This is a genomic window from Citricoccus muralis (genome assembly GCF_003386075.1).
GTDB lineage: Bacteria > Actinomycetota > Actinomycetes > Actinomycetales > Micrococcaceae > Citricoccus > Citricoccus muralis.
This window is the reverse complement of record NZ_QREH01000001.1, coordinates 3480800-3496047: the sequence shown is the minus strand read 5'-3', so window position 1 is coordinate 3496047 and position 15248 is coordinate 3480800. Positions and strand designations below refer to the sequence as shown.

The window sequence follows — 15248 nt, the reverse complement described above, 5'->3', positions numbered from 1 at the left end:
AGCCTAGGCGAACGGAAGGCCCGGGACCGCACTCTTCTCGGCGGTTCCGGGCCTTCTCAGGGTCTGCTCAGGGTCGTCTTCAGGGTGGTCCGGGACCGGCTTCAGGCTGGGCCTGGGCTACCGCGGGGATGGTAGGGATGGCGGGGATATGGCGGGGATGACGGGGTGGCAGCCGAAGCGGCGTGGTCAGTCGATCCGGTCGATGATGAGCGGGCGCGGCACGAACGATTCGGCCTCCGCCGATCCCGCCGGGGCGATGGAGTAGCCGTCCTCGAGCGCGGACAGGGCACGATCGAATTGCTCCGGGGTGTCCGTCAGCAGGGTGAGCAGGGGCTGTCCGGCCTGCACGATGTCCCCCGGCTTGGCGTGCAGGCGCACCCCGGCTGCGTCCTGGACGGGATTCTCTTTGCGGGCCCGGCCGGCGCCGAGCCGCCAGGCGGCCAGGCCCACGGCCATGGCGTCCAGGCGGGTCAGCACGCCGGACTCGCCGGCGGTGACCACATGGGACTCCCGTGCGGTCGCCATGGGAGCGTCGGGGTCTCCACCCTGGGCGGCGATCATCCGGCGCCACACGTCCATGGCCCGCCCATCGGCCAGGGCCTCGGCCGGGTCCACCCCGGTGATCCCGGCCCCGGCCAGCATGCGGCGGGCCAGCTCCACGGTCAGTTCCACGACGTCGGCCGGTCCCCCGCCGGCGAGGACCTCCACCGATTCGGCGACCTCGATGGCGTTGCCGGCGGTCAGGCCGAGCGGGGTGTCCATGTCCGTCAGCAGGGCGGAGGTGTTCACGCCGGCGTCCCGGCCCAGGTCCACCATGGTCCGCGCGAGTTCGAGGGCGTCGGACTCGGTCTTCATGAAGGCGCCGGAGCCGCACTTGACGTCCAGCACCAGGGTGCCCGTGCCCTCGGCGATCTTCTTGGACATGATCGAGGAGGCGATCAGCGGGATCGCCTCCACGGTGCCGGTGACGTCCCGCAGCGCGTAGAGCTTCTTGTCCGCCGGGGCCAGCCCCGAACCGGCGGCGCAGATGACGGCGCCCAGGGAGGAGAGCTGGTCCATCATGGCCTCGTTGGACAGGTTGGCCTGCCAGCCGGGGATGGCCTCGAGCTTGTCCAGGGTGCCGCCGGTGTGGCCGAGGCCGCGGCCGGACAACTGGGGCACGGCCACGCCGTACACCGCGACGAGTGGCGCCAGTGGAAGGGTGATCTTGTCCCCCACGCCACCGGTGCTGTGCTTGTCCGCGGTCGGCTTGACGCCGCCGTCGGGCCCGCGCAGCTGTGAGAAGTCCATCCGCTCGCCCGAGGCGATCATCGCGTTCGTCCAGCGGGCGATCTCCGGCCGGTCCATGCCGTTGAGCAGGATGGCCATGGCCAGCGCGGACATCTGCTCGTCCGCCACCACACCGCGGGTGTAGGCATCCACGACCCAGTCGATCTGCCCGTCCGAGAGGTGCTGGCGGTCCCGCTTGGCCCGGATCACCTCGATTGCGTCGAACGGCTCGGCGCGCTGGCCGGTCTGGAAGGTGGATGAGGACGCGGAGGTCGAGGGGGTGGCGGTAGAGGAAGAGGGAGCGGTGGGCTGCGGGGTCATCGGGTCCTTCCCGGGTCGTCGGTCGAGGCCGCACTGTCACTCAGGTGCGTCATATCGGCCGGGCCGAAGGCCAGCGGCAGGACCTCGTCCATGGTCAGTTCGCCGTCCGGGCCCATGAGGCGCATGCCGGGGGCGTGGAATTCGTAGAGCAGCTGGCGGCAGCGGCCGCACGGCATGAGGACCTCACCGTTCCCGTCGACGCAGTAGAACGCCACGATCCTGCCGCCCCCGCTCATCTGCAGGTTGGACACCAGGGAGCACTCGGCGCAGAGCGTGAGGCCCAGGGAGGCGTTCTCGATGTTGCAGCCGGCCACCACGCGGCCGTCCTCCACCAGGGCGGCGGCGCCCACGGGGAATCGGGAGTACGGCACGTAGGCGCGGGTCATCGCGGCACGGGCGGTGGATTCCAGGCGCTGCCAGTCGATGCCCGATCCCGTGCCGGTGATGCGCGGCAGGGAGGCTGTCAGCGGGATGTCGTCCTCGAACGGGTCGCTGAACGCACCGCTGGATCCGTGGTCGTTCTGTTCCACGCTCACTCCTTCACATAGGGGGACCCGGCGGCGGCCGGGCCACGGGACCTGCCGACCAAGCCGGCCACCACCAGGACGGTGACGAGGTAGGGCAGCATCGCCATGAACTGGCTGGGGACCGGTGTGCCCAGGATGGCCAGAACATACTGCATGTTGGTGGTGAACCCGAACAGGAGCGCCGCGAAGAAGGCTCCGATCGGGTTCCAGCGGCCGAAGATCACGGCGGCGAGGGCGATGAACCCCTGGCCGGCGGTCATCTCCTTCGAGAAGGAGGAGGAGGACACGAGCGTGAAGAAGGCGCCGCCCATGCCGGCGACGGCACCGCCGAGCAGCACGTTGATGTACCGGGTGCGGATCACGTTGATGCCCACGGTGTCCGCGGCCTTGGGGTGCTCGCCGACGGCCCGCACGCGCAGGCCCCACTGGGTGTGGAACAGGCCGATGTACAGGGCGATGACGATCAGGTACATGCCGTAGCCCAGGATGGTCTGGTCGAAGAGGATGGGGCCGATGATCGGGATGTCGGCCAGGAACGGGATCCGGATGCTCGGGAAGTGCGGCGGGGAGTTCAACGCCGAGGAGTTCGAGGACAGCACGGTACTGAACAGGAAGCTGGTCAGACCGGCCACCAGGACGTTGAGCACCACGCCGACGATGATCTGGTTGACCAGGTAGCGGATGGCGAACACCGCCAGCAACACGGACACCAGTACACCGGCCACGACGGCGGCCACGAGGCCCGCCCAGACCGACCCGGTCACCGAGCCGGTGACGGCGGCCGTGAAGGCACCCGCCAGCAGCTGTCCCTCGATGGCGATGTTCACGACGCCAGCCCGTTCGGAGAGCACACCGGCCATGGAACCGAAGATCAGCGGGATCGCCAGGGTCACGGAGCCGGCGATGAGGCCGGTGAGAAACACCGTGGTGGTGTTGGCCGCGCCGACCACCCACACCAGGAATCCGGCCACGAACAGGACCGCGAAGACGGCGGAGACCCAGCCGCTGACCGTGCCGGAGCGGCGGACCTGCAGGAAGCCCCACACGGCGAGGGCGGCGAGCAGGAGGGTGATCGTCCAGCCGGCGGCAATGGTCGGGACCACGATGTCCGGGATGTGGATGGCATCGGCATCGGTGGAGATGCGGAACGTGGCCGACGTGCCCGAGGCGGTCAGGGCGAAGACGGCCAGGGAGACCGCCGCCAGCACCGCGAGCGCGATCGGCGTGGCCCAGTGCCGGACGATATCCGTGGTGGGCTTCTCCGTCGTCGGGGCCGCTGGAGCGGGCCCGACAGGGCCGCTGGGAACGGTCGCGGTGGTGCTCATCGCTGGTCGCCTTCCGCCGTGGTGGGGGTACTGGGATCTGCTGCGGTCGGGGCGGCGTGGCCGTCGGCGGACGCGGTGGTCGCCGCGACGGCTCCGGCGAGGGCCGGCTGGGTGACCGGATCCGCCGTCGTGCGGGCCTGCAGGGCACCGGGAGCCGGCAGGCGGAAGATCATCCGCACCAGCGGCGGTGCGGCGATGAACAGCACGATCAGCGACTGGATGATGAGCACGATGTCGATCGGCACCCCGGTCTCGGTCTGCATCGTCACGCCACCGGCGCGCAGCGCGCCGAACAGCAGTCCGGCCGCGAACACGCCCCACGGGTTGGAGCGGCCAAGCAAGGCCACGGTGATGGCGTCGAAGCCGAAGGACCCGGCGACATCCGTGTTAAGCATCTTCTCGGTGCCGGACACCTGGCTCATGCCGGCCAGGCCGGCCAGGCCGCCGGAGATCGCCATGGCGACCACGTACATGCGCTTCACGGACACGCCCGCGGTCCGGGCGGCGTCGGGATTGGCCCCCACGGCGCGCAGCTGGAATCCGACGGACGAGCGCTTCATGAGCCACCAGGCGAACACCGTGGCCACGACGGCCACGACGAAGCCCCAGTTCAGGCGGAAGCTGTCACCGAACAGCAGCGGGAAGACCGCCGTCGACGGCAGGAAGTCGGAGACCGGGTTGGTGGAGCCCTCCCGCTGGAGGACGGGGGTGTACAGGAAGTACGTGACCAGATGGATGGCCACGTAGTTGAGCATGATGGTCAGGATGACCTCGTGGGCGCCGGTGAGCGCCTTGAGGAAGCCGACCACGGCACCCCACAGGGCACCGCCGAGGATGCCCATGATCAGGACCAGCAGCAGGTGCAGGCCCGCCGGCAGCTGCAGGTGGACGCCGAACCAGGTGGCGAACATGGCCCCGAAGATCATCTGGCCCTGGCCGCCGATGTTGAACAGTCCGGAGCGGAACGAGATGGCGATGCCGAGCGAGATGATGATCAGCGGCGTGGCCACGGTCAGCGATTCCATCAGCGGATAGATGCCCTCGCTGAAGGTGTCCCCTCGGTAGTTGAAGATCGCGCCGCGGAACAGGGCGGCGTAGGCGGCGGCCACGGCCGACCAAGCGGCAGCCAGGGTGTCCAGGGGGCGGCTGAAGAAGTATCCGGCCGCCTCGAGGACGTCCTCGTCCGTCAGGATGATCAGCAGGGCGCTGATGACCAGGGACAGGATGATCGCCAGGACGGTGACGGTGCCGTTGCCGGACAGGACGTCCCGGAACGAGAACCCGTTCGTGGTACCGCCCTTGCGGTCCGAGCCGCCGGCCCGGGGGCCGGGCGTGGACGCCGGGGTGCTCTCGCTGGTCACGGAGCTCATGCCGTTACTCCCTTCGGGGTGGTATCCGGGGTGGTGTCCGGTTCGGTACCCGGGGAGATGCCGGCCATCATGAGGCCCAGATCGTCACGCGAGGTGTCCCCCGGCACGATCCCGATGATCCGGCCGTGGTACATCACGGCGATGCGGTCGGCCAGGTCGAGGACCTCGTCGAGCTCGGTGGAGACGATCATCACCGGGGTGCCCGAGTCCCGTTCGCGGATGATGCGATCGTGCAGGAACTCGATGGAGCCGACGTCGACCCCGCGGGTGGGCTGGGAGGCGATGAAGAGCTTGAGGTCGTCCACCAGTTCCCGGGCCATGACGACCTTCTGCTGGTTGCCGCCGGACAGGGTTCCGACCGGCAGGTCCACGCCCTGGGTGCGGACGTCGAATTCCGCGACGCGCTGCTCCGCGAGAGACCGGATGACCGCCGGGCTCAGCTGGAAGCGGTTGCCGACCGGCGCCCGGTCGAAGCGGTTCAGCACGAGGTTCTCGGCCACGGAGAAGGACCCCACCAGACCGTCAGTGGAGCGGTCCTCCGGCACATACCCGACGCCGGCCCGGATGACCTGCTTGGTGGTTCGGCCGAGGATCTCCTCGCCGTCCAGGCGGATGGACCCCTGGGCCTTCTGCAGACCCATGATGGCCTCGGTGAGCTCGGTCTGCCCGTTGCCCTGCACGCCGGCCACGGCCAGGATCTCTCCCTGGCGGATGCCGAAGGAGACGCGGTCCACTAGCCGGACGCCCTCCGGGCTCAAAACGGTCAGATCAGACACCGTGAAGGTCTCCTCGCCCAGCTTCGGGGCGGACTTCGTGGTGTTCAGCTCCACGGCGCGGCCGACCATGAGGGCGGCCAGTTCGGATTGGTCCGCGTCTGGGTCCGCGGTGCCGACCAACCTGCCGCGGCGCAGCACGCTGATCACGGTGGAGATCGCCTTGACCTCGCGCAGCTTGTGGGAGATGAACACCACGGCGGTGCCGTTGTCCCGCAACCGGCGGATGATGTCCAGCAGCTCGTCGGTCTCCTGGGGCGTGAGCACGGCCGTGGGCTCGTCCAGGATCAGCACGCGGGCCTCGCGCACGAGCGCCTTGATGATCTCCACGCGCTGTTGGACGCCCACGGGGAGATCCTCGATGCGGGCGTCCGGGTCCACATGGAAGCCGTACTCATCGGAGATCTCGCGGATCTTCCGGCGGGTGGACTCGAGGTCCAGGATGCCGGCGGCACGCGTGTGCTCATCGCCCAGCGCCACGTTCTCCGCCACCGTGAACACCGGGATCAGCATGAAGTGCTGGTGCACCATGCCGATGCCGGCCCTCATCGCCTCACCGGGACCGCTGAACCGCACCGGACGGCCATCCGCCAGGATCTCGCCGGCGGTCGGCTCGTAGAGGCCGAACAGGACGTTCATCAGGGTGGACTTGCCCGCGCCGTTCTCCCCCAGCAGGGAGTGGACCTGGCCGGACTCCACCGTCAGGTCGATCGAGTCATTGGCCGTGAAGGCCCCGAATTTCTTGGTGATGCCGCGTAATTCGAGTTTCACCGTGCTCCAGCCATTCTGGCCCGGGACAGGCCATTGCTTCGGATCGTTGTCATTCCATCTTTGATGCTTCGTTCCCAGGAGTGGATCTCGAAGGACATCATCTCAGAGTGTTCCCGGCGGACATGACGGTGGGGCGGCCCGCAGGCCACCCCACCGCATGGGCCACCGTGGTGATCAGACCTCGGGCGAGTAGTCCGAGTTGACCTCGATGGAGCCGTCGATGATGCCGGCCTTGATCTCCTCGAGTTCGGCCTTCATCTCATCGGAGACCTCGGCGTCGAAGTCATGGAACGGGGCCAGGGCCACGCCGCCGTTCTCCAGCGTGCCCACGTAGGGCTCACCGTCGAACTCGTCCGCCAGGTCGGCCTCGATGACGTCCTGCACGGCCTGGCCCATCAGCTTCACCACGGAGGTGAGGATGATCTCGCCCTGCTCGGTGGTCTCATAGCCGTCGGAGTCCACCCAGATGACCTTGGCCTCCTTGCCGCCGGCATTCGCCTCGGTCACAGCATCGAGGGTGCCCAGGCCCACCGGCCCGGCCACGGGCATGATGATGTCCGCGCCCTCGTTGATGAAGTTGGTGGTATTGGTCTTGCCGGCGGCCTGGTTCTCGAAGTCACCGGTGAAGGAGCCGGTCTTGGCCTCGCGGTTCCAGCCCAGCACCTCGACCTCGGCGTCCTTCTGTTCGTTGTAGTACTCGACGCCGGCGGCGAAGCCGTCCATGAAGATGGTCACGGTCGGGATCTCCGCGCCGCCGTAGGTGGCGACCTTGCCGGTCTCGCTGGTGCCGGCGGCGAGGTAACCGGCCATGAAGGAGCCCTGCGCCGTGTCATAGATCAGGCGCTTGACGTTGTCCGGGAACTCGGGATCGGTAACGTCCACGCCCATGAAGTGGGTCTCGGGGTTGTCGTTGGCGATCGGCTTCATCGTGTCGCCGAGCAGGAACCCGACGCCGATGATCATGTCGCAGTTGGCCTGCAGCATCGACGTGATGTTCGGGGTGAAGTCGGACGGGGAGGTGGACTCCGCCTCGTTCGTGGAAATGCCGAACTCCTCCTCGGCGGCCATCAGGCCGTCGTGGGAGGACTGGTTGAAGGAGCGGTCATCGAAGCCGCCCTGGTCGGAGACGATGCAGCCGGTGTAGTCAGAGTTGTCGGTGCCCACGGCTGGGGCGTCGGACGCCGAGGCGGTCCCGTCGGCGGCCTCCTCGGGTGCGGCGCCACAGCCGGCCAGCAGCAGGCCGGACATGCCGAGCATGGCGACCGGCAAGAGTGCCTTACGAGACAGGGGGGATGCAATGCCCATGGTGATCCTTAGGTGCGAGGGTGTGGGGCTGGAGCGTGGGGATCCGGCAGCGAGCCGGTGATGTCGGCCCAGCTCCGGACGGGTCGAGATCGATCCGTTCCACGGATGTCCGCGCCCTTCAGACGGACAGTTACCCGGGAGTTTACCCAAAGTTGGCAAGAACCGCTTCAGAAGTGCGCTACGTTTCTGCAACGTCTGCACCACCTGCGCCGTTCAGCCCTACTGAACGCCGGACAGGGCCCGCAGTGCCGCGGCCGTGAAAATGCGCATGCCGATGCCGATGGCGCGCTCGTCCGGCGCGAAGTCGCCCATGTGCAGGTCATAGACTGGGCCGCCCGGGGTCCGCGTCCCCAAGCGCAGCATGGCCCCGGGGACCAGCTGGGTCATCCAGGCGAAGTCCTCCCCGCCCATGGACTGCGGGGTCAGCTGGATGGCCCGGGACCCGAGCTCATAGCGGGCCGCGTCCTCGATGAGGTCGGTCTCGGCCTCCGTGTTGACCACCGGCGGCACCCCGCGGATGTGTTCGAGGTGGACCTTCACCCCGAAGGGGTGGGCGATCTGCTGGACCACGTCGTCCAGCAGGTCCCCGGCCGATTCCCACACCTCGGCGTCCAGGCAGCGCATGGTTCCGGCGAGGTACCCGGACCCGGGGATGGCGTTGGGCGCCGCCCCCGCATTGATCTGGCCCCACACCACGGAGACGGCCGAGCGGACGTCGATCCGCCTGTTCAGCACCGCCGGGACCTGGACGGCGATCGTGGACAACGCGTAGACGAGGTCCTCCGTCAGGTGCGGCCGGGAGGTGTGCCCGCCGCGGCCGGACAGACTGATCTTGATGGTGTCGGCCGCCGAGGTGATGGCGCCGATCCGCGTGCCGATCGTGCCGACGTCGAACCGGGGTTCGCAGTGGGCCGCCAGGATCCGCGGGATCCCCTCCAGAGTGCCCTGCCGGATCACGGACAGGGAGCCACCGGGCAACCTCTCCTCGGCGGGCTGGAAGATGATGCGGATGCGGCCGGTCAGGCCCTGGGGACCCCCCAGGGCGTCGAGCTCCGGCTGGCCGAGGTCCCCGGCCGTGCGCGTGACCACGCGGTGCAGGGCGAGCGCGGTGCCGACCATGACGGATGTGTGGACGTCATGTCCGCACGCATGGGCCACACCCGGGTGGCGGGAGGCGTAGTCGAGTCCGGTCTGCTCGGAGAGGGGAAGGGCGTCGATGTCCGCACGCAGGCCCAGCACGATCGGCCCCTCGCCGATGTCCACGTAGGCGCCGGTGTCATCGAGCTTGACCGGCGAGAGCCCGGCCTCGGTCAGGGTCTGCAGGATCCGTTCCGTGGTCCGGTGCTCGTCATAGGACAGTTCCGGATGCGCGTGGAGGTCCCGGCGGAACGCCACCACCGAGGGCTCGAGCCGTTGGACCAGCGGGGTCACCCGCGGCAGTCCGGGATCGTCGAGGACGGGACGGGCGCCGGTGGAACGCTGGCTGTCGTTCATCCCAGTGATGCTACCGGGGCTCTTCGGGCTCAGAGGACGTCGTCGTCTCCGTGGGCCTTGAGGGACTCGACGGCCTGCTTGACGGACTGGGCGTGCTCCGTCGTCGTGACCAACAGGGCGTCCGGGGTGTCCACGACCACGATGTCCTCGACACCGATCAGGGCGATCACCCGCGCCGTATCCGTGACCACCACACCGGAGGCCTTGGACGAGTACACCCGCGGCGTCTCACCGATCACGGTGATACCAGAGGCCCGCTTGGCCGGGTTCAGCCGGGCGATCGCGGCGAAATCGCCCACGTCGTCCCAGGTGAACCCACCCGGGATCACGGCAACATCCCCCGCCGCGGCAGCGGGCTCAGCCACCGCATAATCCACCGCGGTCTTCTTCAGCCCGGGCCAGACCCGGGCCATCGTCTCCGCCTGGGCCGGCGTACCCCAGGCCTTCGCGATCTCCACGACGCCGGCATGCAGCTCCGGCTCATTGATCGCCAGGTGATGCAACATCAAGGACACCGGGGCCACGAACATACCCGCGTTCCACAGGTACTCCCCCGAGGCGACGTACTCCTTCGCCACGTCCTCAGCCGGCTTCTCCACGAACGCGGCCACGTCCTTGGCGTGGGGTGCGCCCTTCACGGTCAAGGCCTCGCCCTGCCGGATGTAACCGAACCCGGTGGCCGGGTGCGTCGGCTTGATGCCGATGGTCACGATCTTGCCGGTGGCCGCGGTGGCGACCGCTTCCGCGACAGCCTCCTGGAACTCCTCCACCGGGCCGATCACCTGGTCAGCGGCGAAGGAGCCCATGATGGTCTCCGGATCCCGCTCGAACAGGATGGCCGCGGCCAGCCCGATAGCCGCCGCCGAGTCCTTCGGCTCCGGCTCGAGCACGGTGTCCTCGGAGGCCAGGTCCGGCAACTGCTCCCGCACGGCGCCCTCGTGGGCCTCACCGGTGACCACCATGACCCGGTCCCCGGCCAGCGCGGCCAAACGATCATAGGTCGCGCGGATCAGGGTCTGCCCCGAGCCGGTCAGGTCATGCAGGAACTTCGGCGCGGCCGCCCGCGAGAGCGGCCACAACCGCGTCCCCACGCCACCGGCAGGAATCACACCATAGAAGCGGTCCAGTCCCGGGGTGTCAGAGAGGTCCACGGCGGCAAGGCCATCCAATTCAGGGTCAGTCGTCACACCGGACAGCATAGGTGACCGCCGGGCCGGGGCCCGGATCCGCCCCACCCCCGTGACCCGTGCCACACCGGGAACAAGGCCGGTCAACAATAGGGAACATAACGTCAAGAAGTACTAGTCTGTCGTGGAGGAATGCACTCGCACCGGCGTTCCCTTTGTGCCCATCGGACGTGGCACAGGCGCCCTTGCAATCCCTGGGAGGTAAAACAGTGTCTACTGCGACATCAGCGCAGGCCCCGGCGAAGTCCGGCCGTGGGACCCTCTATCGCGGCAACGAAGGTCAGTGGTCGTGGGTGATCCACCGGATCACCGGCGTGGCCATCTTCTTCTTCCTGCTGGTCCACGTGCTGGACACCTCACTGGTGAGGGTCTCGCCGGAGGCCTACAACGCGGTGCTCGGTACCTACAAGAACCCGCTGATGGCCGTCGGAGAGGTCGGCCTCGTGGCCGCCATCGTCTTCCACGCCTTCAACGGCCTGCGGATCATCCTGGTCGACTTCTGGAAGGGCGGGACCAAGCACCACAAGAAGATGCTGTGGGCCGTGGTGGTCCTCTCCGTCGTCACCGTTGGCGCGTTCGCCATCCGCCACCTGATGCTTGCCCTCGGAGGTCACTGAGCCATGAGCGCCACCGCTGAATCCACGATCGCAGCCCCCCGCACGGGGCGTATCGACCCGAAGTACACCCGGGACAAGACCAAGAGCGGCAACTTCGAGATGCTCGCCTGGCTGTTCATGCGCCTGTCCGGCGTGGTCCTGGTCGTGCTGATCTTCGTCCACCTCTTCTCCAACCTCATGGTCGGGGACGGCATCAACGGCCTGGACTTCGGCTTCGTTGCCGGCAAGTGGGCCGATCCGTTCTGGCAGTTCTGGGACCTGGCCCTGCTGTGGCTGGCCATGCTGCACGGCACCAACGGCGTCCGGACCATCATCAACGACTACGCCGAACGTGACGGCGTGCGGTTCTGGCTGAAGATGGTCCTCTACGCGGCGACCACCGTCATCATCGTGCTCGGCACCCTGGTGATCTTCACCTTCGAACCGTGCCTCGTCGGCGCCGACGGAATGCTGCTGGAGTCCACTCCCGCGTTCTGCGAGACCCTCTGACGCCCTGACGCACCCCCACTGATCCCCCGAGATTTCTCGAGCAGAAGGAACTCAACGAATGCAGGTACACAAGTACGACGTCGTGATTGTCGGTGCCGGCGGCGCCGGCATGCGCGCGGCGATCGAATCCGGTCAGCGCGCCCGCACAGCGGTGCTGACCAAGCTCTACCCCACCCGTTCGCACACGGGTGCGGCCCAGGGCGGCATGTGTGCCGCCCTGGCCAATGTCGAAGAGGACAACTGGGAGTGGCACACCTTTGACACCGTCAAGGGCGGCGACTACCTGGTGGATCAGGACGCCGCCGAGGTCATGGCCAAGGAGGCCATCGACGCGGTGCTGGACCTGGAGAAGATGGGCCTGCCCTTCAACCGCACACCGGAGGGCCGGATCGACCAGCGTCGCTTCGGCGGACACACGCGCGACCACGGCAAGGCCCCGGTCCGCCGCGCCTGCTATGCGGCCGACCGCACCGGCCACATGATCCTCCAGACGCTCTACCAGAACTGCGTCAAGCACGACGTCGAGTTCTACAACGAGTTCTACGTCCTGGACGTGCTGATGGTGGACGAGCCGGGCACCCGCCCGGACGGGACGCCCTTCACGCAGAAGCGCGTGGCCGGCGTCGTGTCCTACGAACTGGCCACCGGCGAACTGCACGTCTTCCAGGCCAAGTCCGTGGTCTTCGCCACCGGCGGCGCGGGCAAGGTCTTCAAGACCACCTCCAACGCCCACACCCTGACCGGTGACGGCATGGCCATCGCCTACCGCAACGGCCTGCCGCTGGAGGACATGGAGTTCATCCAGTTCCACCCGACCGGCCTGGCCGGCCTGGGCATCCTGCTTTCCGAGGCGGCGCGCGGCGAGGGCGGCATCCTCCGCAACGCGGACGGTGAGCGCTTCATGGAGCGCTACGCCCCGACCATCAAGGACCTCGCGCCGCGTGACATCGTGGCCCGGTCCATGGCCGAGGAGGTCCGCCAGGGCCGCGGCTGCGGCCCGAACAAGGACTACGTCCTGCTCGACCTGACGCACCTGGAACCGGCTCACATCGACGCCAAGCTGCCGGACATCACCGAGTTCGCGCGCACCTACCTCGGTGTGGAGCCCTACACCGAGCCGGTGCCGGTCTTCCCGACCTGCCACTACGTGATGGGCGGCATCCCGACCAACATCAAGGCCGAGGTGCTCCAGGACAACGACACCGTGGTCCCGGGCCTGTACGCCGCCGGCGAGGTGGCCTGCGTGTCCGTGCACGGCTCCAACCGCCTCGGCACCAACTCGCTGCTGGACATCAACGTCTTCGGCCGCCGTGCCGGCATCTACGCCGCCGAGTACGCCGCCACCGCCGATTTCGTGGAGCTGCCGGAGAACGGCGAGGCACCGACGGTCGAGCACATCGAGAACCTGCGCTCCGCCACCGGCACCGAGCGTGTGGCCGAGCTGCGGGCCCGCCTGCAGGATGTCATGGACGCGGACATGCAGGTCTTCCGCACGGACGAGTCGATCCGCCGGGCCTTGGCCGAGATTGAGTCCCTGCGCGAACGCTACGAGAACGTCTCCGTGCAGGACAAGGGCAAGCGGTTCAACCTGGACCTCTTGGAGGGCCTGGAGCTGGGCTACCTGCTCGACATGGCCGAGGCCATGACCGTGGCTGCCCTGCACCGCAAGGAATCCCGCGGCGGCCACTACCGCGAGGACTACCCCGACCGTGACGACGAGAACTGGATGGCGCATTCCATGCTCTACCGCGACCCCGACTCCGAGATGGAGGGCGTCAAGGGCATCCGTTCCGAGACCAAGCCGGTTGTTGTCACCCGTTACCAGCCGATGGAGCGTAAGTACTGATGAGCACCACGATCAACGAACCCGCAGAAGGACCCTCGAAGGTCGATCTCGGCGCCCAGGGCGGCGGAACCGGTGAGATCCCGAGCTTCGACGTCACCCTCAAGGTCCGCCGCTTCCTGCCCGAGACGTCCGAGGACTCCTACTGGGACGAATGGACCGTCACCATGTACGGCACCGATCGTGTGCTGGACGCCCTGCACAAGGTCAAGTGGGACATCGACGGCACCCTGTCCTTCCGCCGGTCCTGCGCGCACGGCGTGTGCGGCTCCGATGCCATGCGCATCAACGGCCGCAACCGCCTGGCCTGCAAGACCCTGCTGAAGGACCTCGACCTGTCCAAGCCCATCCTGGTGGAGCCCATCAAGGGCCTGCCGGTGGAGAAGGACCTGATCGTGGACATGGACCCGTTCTTCCAGTCCTACCGCGAGATCATGCCGTTCCTGGTCAACAAGGGCCCGGAGCCCACCAAGGAGCGCCTGCAGTCCGCCGAGGAGCGCGAGCGGTTCGATGACACCACCAAGTGCATCCTCTGCGCCGCCTGCACCTCGTCCTGCCCGGTGTTCTGGACCGATGGCCAGTACTTCGGCCCGGCCGCGATCGTCAACGCCCACCGCTTCATCTTCGACTCCCGCGACGATGCCGGTGACATGCGCCTGGAGATCCTCAATGACAAGGAAGGCGTGTGGCGCTGCCGCACCACCTTCAACTGCACCGAGGCCTGCCCGCGCGGCATCCAGGTGACCAAGGCCATCGCCGAGGTCAAGCAGGCCGTGCTGGCCGGAGCCTTCTGATCCAGCCCGCCGTGCCACACCGGAGGTAACCACTCCCCCACCCACGCCGAAGCCCCCGGGATGATTCCCGGGGGCTTTCGCGTACCTCGCATGGGCCCCTTCGTTCGATCCGGCGACGGCACGGTACTGGGCCCAGATCGAGGCGACGTCGGTGGCCAGGTGCTGGGCGCAGGCCTCGTCGACGAGGTGCGCATGGACGTCGTACCCGTGGTGCTCGGCTCCGGCAAGCGCTACTTCGGGTCGGTCCGCGCGCAGCACCTGTTGGAGGATCCCGAGGTGGTGATTCTGGGTAACCGGGTGCTTCACCTGCGCTATCGGGTGCACCAGCCAGCGGCGACACACGCCATTGCAGAGCCCTCAAACGACGCAAAGCCCTTAAACGACTATGCGGGCAACCCCCACCGTGGGGATTGCCCGCAAAGCGGTTCGATCCGTGGGTCAGCCGCGGATCAGCGGTGGATCAGCGGCGGGAGTTCACGTAGGCGTTGCTGTCCTTGGAGAACGCGGTCACCAGCCACCAGATGTTCACGAGCACGAAGACCACGGTGATCACCAGGGTGGCGATACCCAGGCCCGGGGCCGCGGACATCATGGTGCCGATGGTGGTCAGGCCGTAGAGCATGAACAGGGTGCCCAGGGCGGCGAACACCGTGCCGAGGATGCGGGCCCAGTTCTTGCCCTTGCGCAGGCCGAAGTACACGAGCAGGTAGACGACGACGGCGATGACCAGGGCGACCACGGCCGTGATCATGACGAACGCCATGCTCGCCTCGACGATCTCCTCGAGTTCGTCCCGCGGGATACCCATGCCTGCCTGGGCGTCCAGCTGCGCATCGAGAAGGTCCTCGTTCCCGGAGGTGAGGAAGCTGACGATGGAGTAGACGACGTAGATCGCCAAGGACGCCAGCGTCAGCATCTTCAACCGGCCCCAGCTCTTGGGCTCGGCCACGGGCTGGCCGACCTCGCCGGGGTTGTAGGTGCCGGTGCCGTACTTGGAACCCTGCTGGTCAGGAGCGGAGTAGGGCTGCTGGGCCGGGGTCCCATAGGGCAGCGGGCCTGGAGCGGCCGGCGGCTGCTGGCCCGGCTGCTGGCCCGGCTGCTGGGGGGCCGGGTTGCCCTGGGGCTGTTGCGGGTTGTCGGTCATGAGATGTCCCCTCTCGTTG

General features: G+C 68.0%; 13 protein-coding genes and 1 pseudogene. 5 read left to right on the top strand and 9 right to left on the bottom strand.

The genetic code is table 11. The annotated features are described in order from the left end of the window. Window positions 1-186 precede the first annotated feature (186 nt). From C8E99_RS15545 to C8E99_RS15510, 8 genes are all read right to left on the bottom strand, one after another. Complete coding sequence (locus C8E99_RS15545; RefSeq protein ID WP_115933062.1) at window positions 187-1590, bottom strand: thymidine phosphorylase; 1404 nt, start codon at window positions 1588-1590, stop codon at window positions 187-189. Then, window positions 1587-2036, bottom strand: coding sequence for a cytidine deaminase (locus tag C8E99_RS15540; protein ID WP_115933548.1), 450 nt, complete (start codon window positions 2034-2036; stop codon window positions 1587-1589). The genes C8E99_RS15545 and C8E99_RS15540 overlap by 4 nt, the downstream gene beginning before the upstream one ends. 86 nt (window positions 2037-2122) lie before the next feature. Continuing rightward, window positions 2123-3442 carry an ABC transporter permease gene (locus tag C8E99_RS15535; RefSeq protein ID WP_115933061.1) on the bottom strand — a complete coding sequence of 440 codons (1320 nt, stop codon included), beginning with the start codon at window positions 3440-3442 and terminating at the stop codon, window positions 2123-2125. Then, a complete protein-coding gene (locus tag C8E99_RS15530) occupies window positions 3439-4812 on the bottom strand; it encodes an ABC transporter permease (protein ID WP_211309068.1) in 1374 nt (457 codons plus the stop codon). The genes C8E99_RS15535 and C8E99_RS15530 overlap by 4 nt, the downstream gene beginning before the upstream one ends. After that, entirely contained in the window at window positions 4809-6356 is a 1548-nt protein-coding gene (locus C8E99_RS15525; RefSeq protein WP_115933060.1) for an ABC transporter ATP-binding protein, read from the bottom strand. Before C8E99_RS15525 ends, C8E99_RS15530 begins: the two co-directional genes overlap by 4 nt. A gap of 174 nt (window positions 6357-6530) precedes the next feature. Beyond that, window positions 6531-7661, bottom strand: a complete 1131-nt coding sequence (locus C8E99_RS15520) for a BMP family lipoprotein (protein WP_115933059.1) — start codon at window positions 7659-7661, stop codon at window positions 6531-6533. Window positions 7662-7880: 219 nt separating this feature from the next. Next, window positions 7881-9155, bottom strand: a complete 1275-nt coding sequence (locus C8E99_RS15515; protein ID WP_115933058.1) for an amidohydrolase — start codon at window positions 9153-9155, stop codon at window positions 7881-7883. Window positions 9156-9184: 29 nt separating this feature from the next. Next, complete coding sequence (locus C8E99_RS15510) at window positions 9185-10342, bottom strand: mannose-1-phosphate guanylyltransferase (RefSeq protein ID WP_425452901.1); 1158 nt, start codon at window positions 10340-10342, stop codon at window positions 9185-9187. Window positions 10343-10551: 209 nt separating this feature from the next. On the opposite strand from C8E99_RS15510, the gene sdhC reads away from it, so the two are divergent. From sdhC to C8E99_RS15485, 5 genes and pseudogenes are all read left to right on the top strand, one after another. Beyond that, on the top strand, window positions 10552-10959 hold the full coding sequence (sdhC, locus tag C8E99_RS15505) for a succinate dehydrogenase, cytochrome b556 subunit (RefSeq protein WP_115933056.1): 408 nt from the start codon (window positions 10552-10554) through the stop codon (window positions 10957-10959). Between the two features lie 3 nt (window positions 10960-10962). Then, entirely contained in the window at window positions 10963-11448 is a 486-nt protein-coding gene (locus C8E99_RS15500) for a succinate dehydrogenase hydrophobic membrane anchor subunit (protein ID WP_115933055.1), read from the top strand. 58 nt (window positions 11449-11506) lie between these two features. After that, a complete protein-coding gene (gene sdhA / locus C8E99_RS15495; RefSeq protein WP_115933054.1) occupies window positions 11507-13294 on the top strand; it encodes a succinate dehydrogenase flavoprotein subunit in 1788 nt (595 codons plus the stop codon). Continuing rightward, on the top strand, window positions 13294-14085 hold the full coding sequence (locus C8E99_RS15490) for a succinate dehydrogenase iron-sulfur subunit (RefSeq protein ID WP_115933053.1): 792 nt from the start codon (window positions 13294-13296) through the stop codon (window positions 14083-14085). Before sdhA ends, C8E99_RS15490 begins: the two co-directional genes overlap by 1 nt. Before the next feature lie 141 nt (window positions 14086-14226). After that, window positions 14227-14412: pseudogene (locus C8E99_RS15485) on the top strand (dihydrofolate reductase family protein); the annotation flags it as partial. A gap of 133 nt (window positions 14413-14545) precedes the next feature. On the opposite strand, the gene C8E99_RS15480 reads toward C8E99_RS15485, so the two are convergent. Continuing rightward, the gene (locus C8E99_RS15480) at window positions 14546-15229 is read right to left on the bottom strand and encodes a hypothetical protein (protein ID WP_115933052.1); all 684 of its coding nucleotides are present in this window, start codon (window positions 15227-15229) and stop codon (window positions 14546-14548) included. Window positions 15230-15248: the final 19 nt, after the last annotated feature.

Coding starts and splice junctions, on each gene's coding strand:
- C8E99_RS15545 (WP_115933062.1), bottom strand. CDS start 1,590: ATGACCCCGCAGCCCACCGCTCCCTCTTCCTCTACCGCCACCCCCTCG.
- C8E99_RS15535 (WP_115933061.1), bottom strand. CDS start 3,442: ATGAGCACCACCGCGACCGTTCCCAGCGGCCCTGTCGGGCCCGCTCCA.
- C8E99_RS15530 (WP_211309068.1), bottom strand. CDS start 4,812: ATGAGCTCCGTGACCAGCGAGAGCACCCCGGCGTCCACGCCCGGCCCC.
- C8E99_RS15520 (WP_115933059.1), bottom strand. CDS start 7,661: ATGGGCATTGCATCCCCCCTGTCTCGTAAGGCACTCTTGCCGGTCGCC.
- C8E99_RS15515 (WP_115933058.1), bottom strand. CDS start 9,155: ATGAACGACAGCCAGCGTTCCACCGGCGCCCGTCCCGTCCTCGACGAT.
- C8E99_RS15500 (WP_115933055.1), top strand. CDS start 10,963: ATGAGCGCCACCGCTGAATCCACGATCGCAGCCCCCCGCACGGGGCGT.
- sdhA (WP_115933054.1), top strand. CDS start 11,507: ATGCAGGTACACAAGTACGACGTCGTGATTGTCGGTGCCGGCGGCGCC.
- C8E99_RS15490 (WP_115933053.1), top strand. CDS start 13,294: ATGAGCACCACGATCAACGAACCCGCAGAAGGACCCTCGAAGGTCGAT.
- C8E99_RS15480 (WP_115933052.1), bottom strand. CDS start 15,229: ATGACCGACAACCCGCAACAGCCCCAGGGCAACCCGGCCCCCCAGCAG.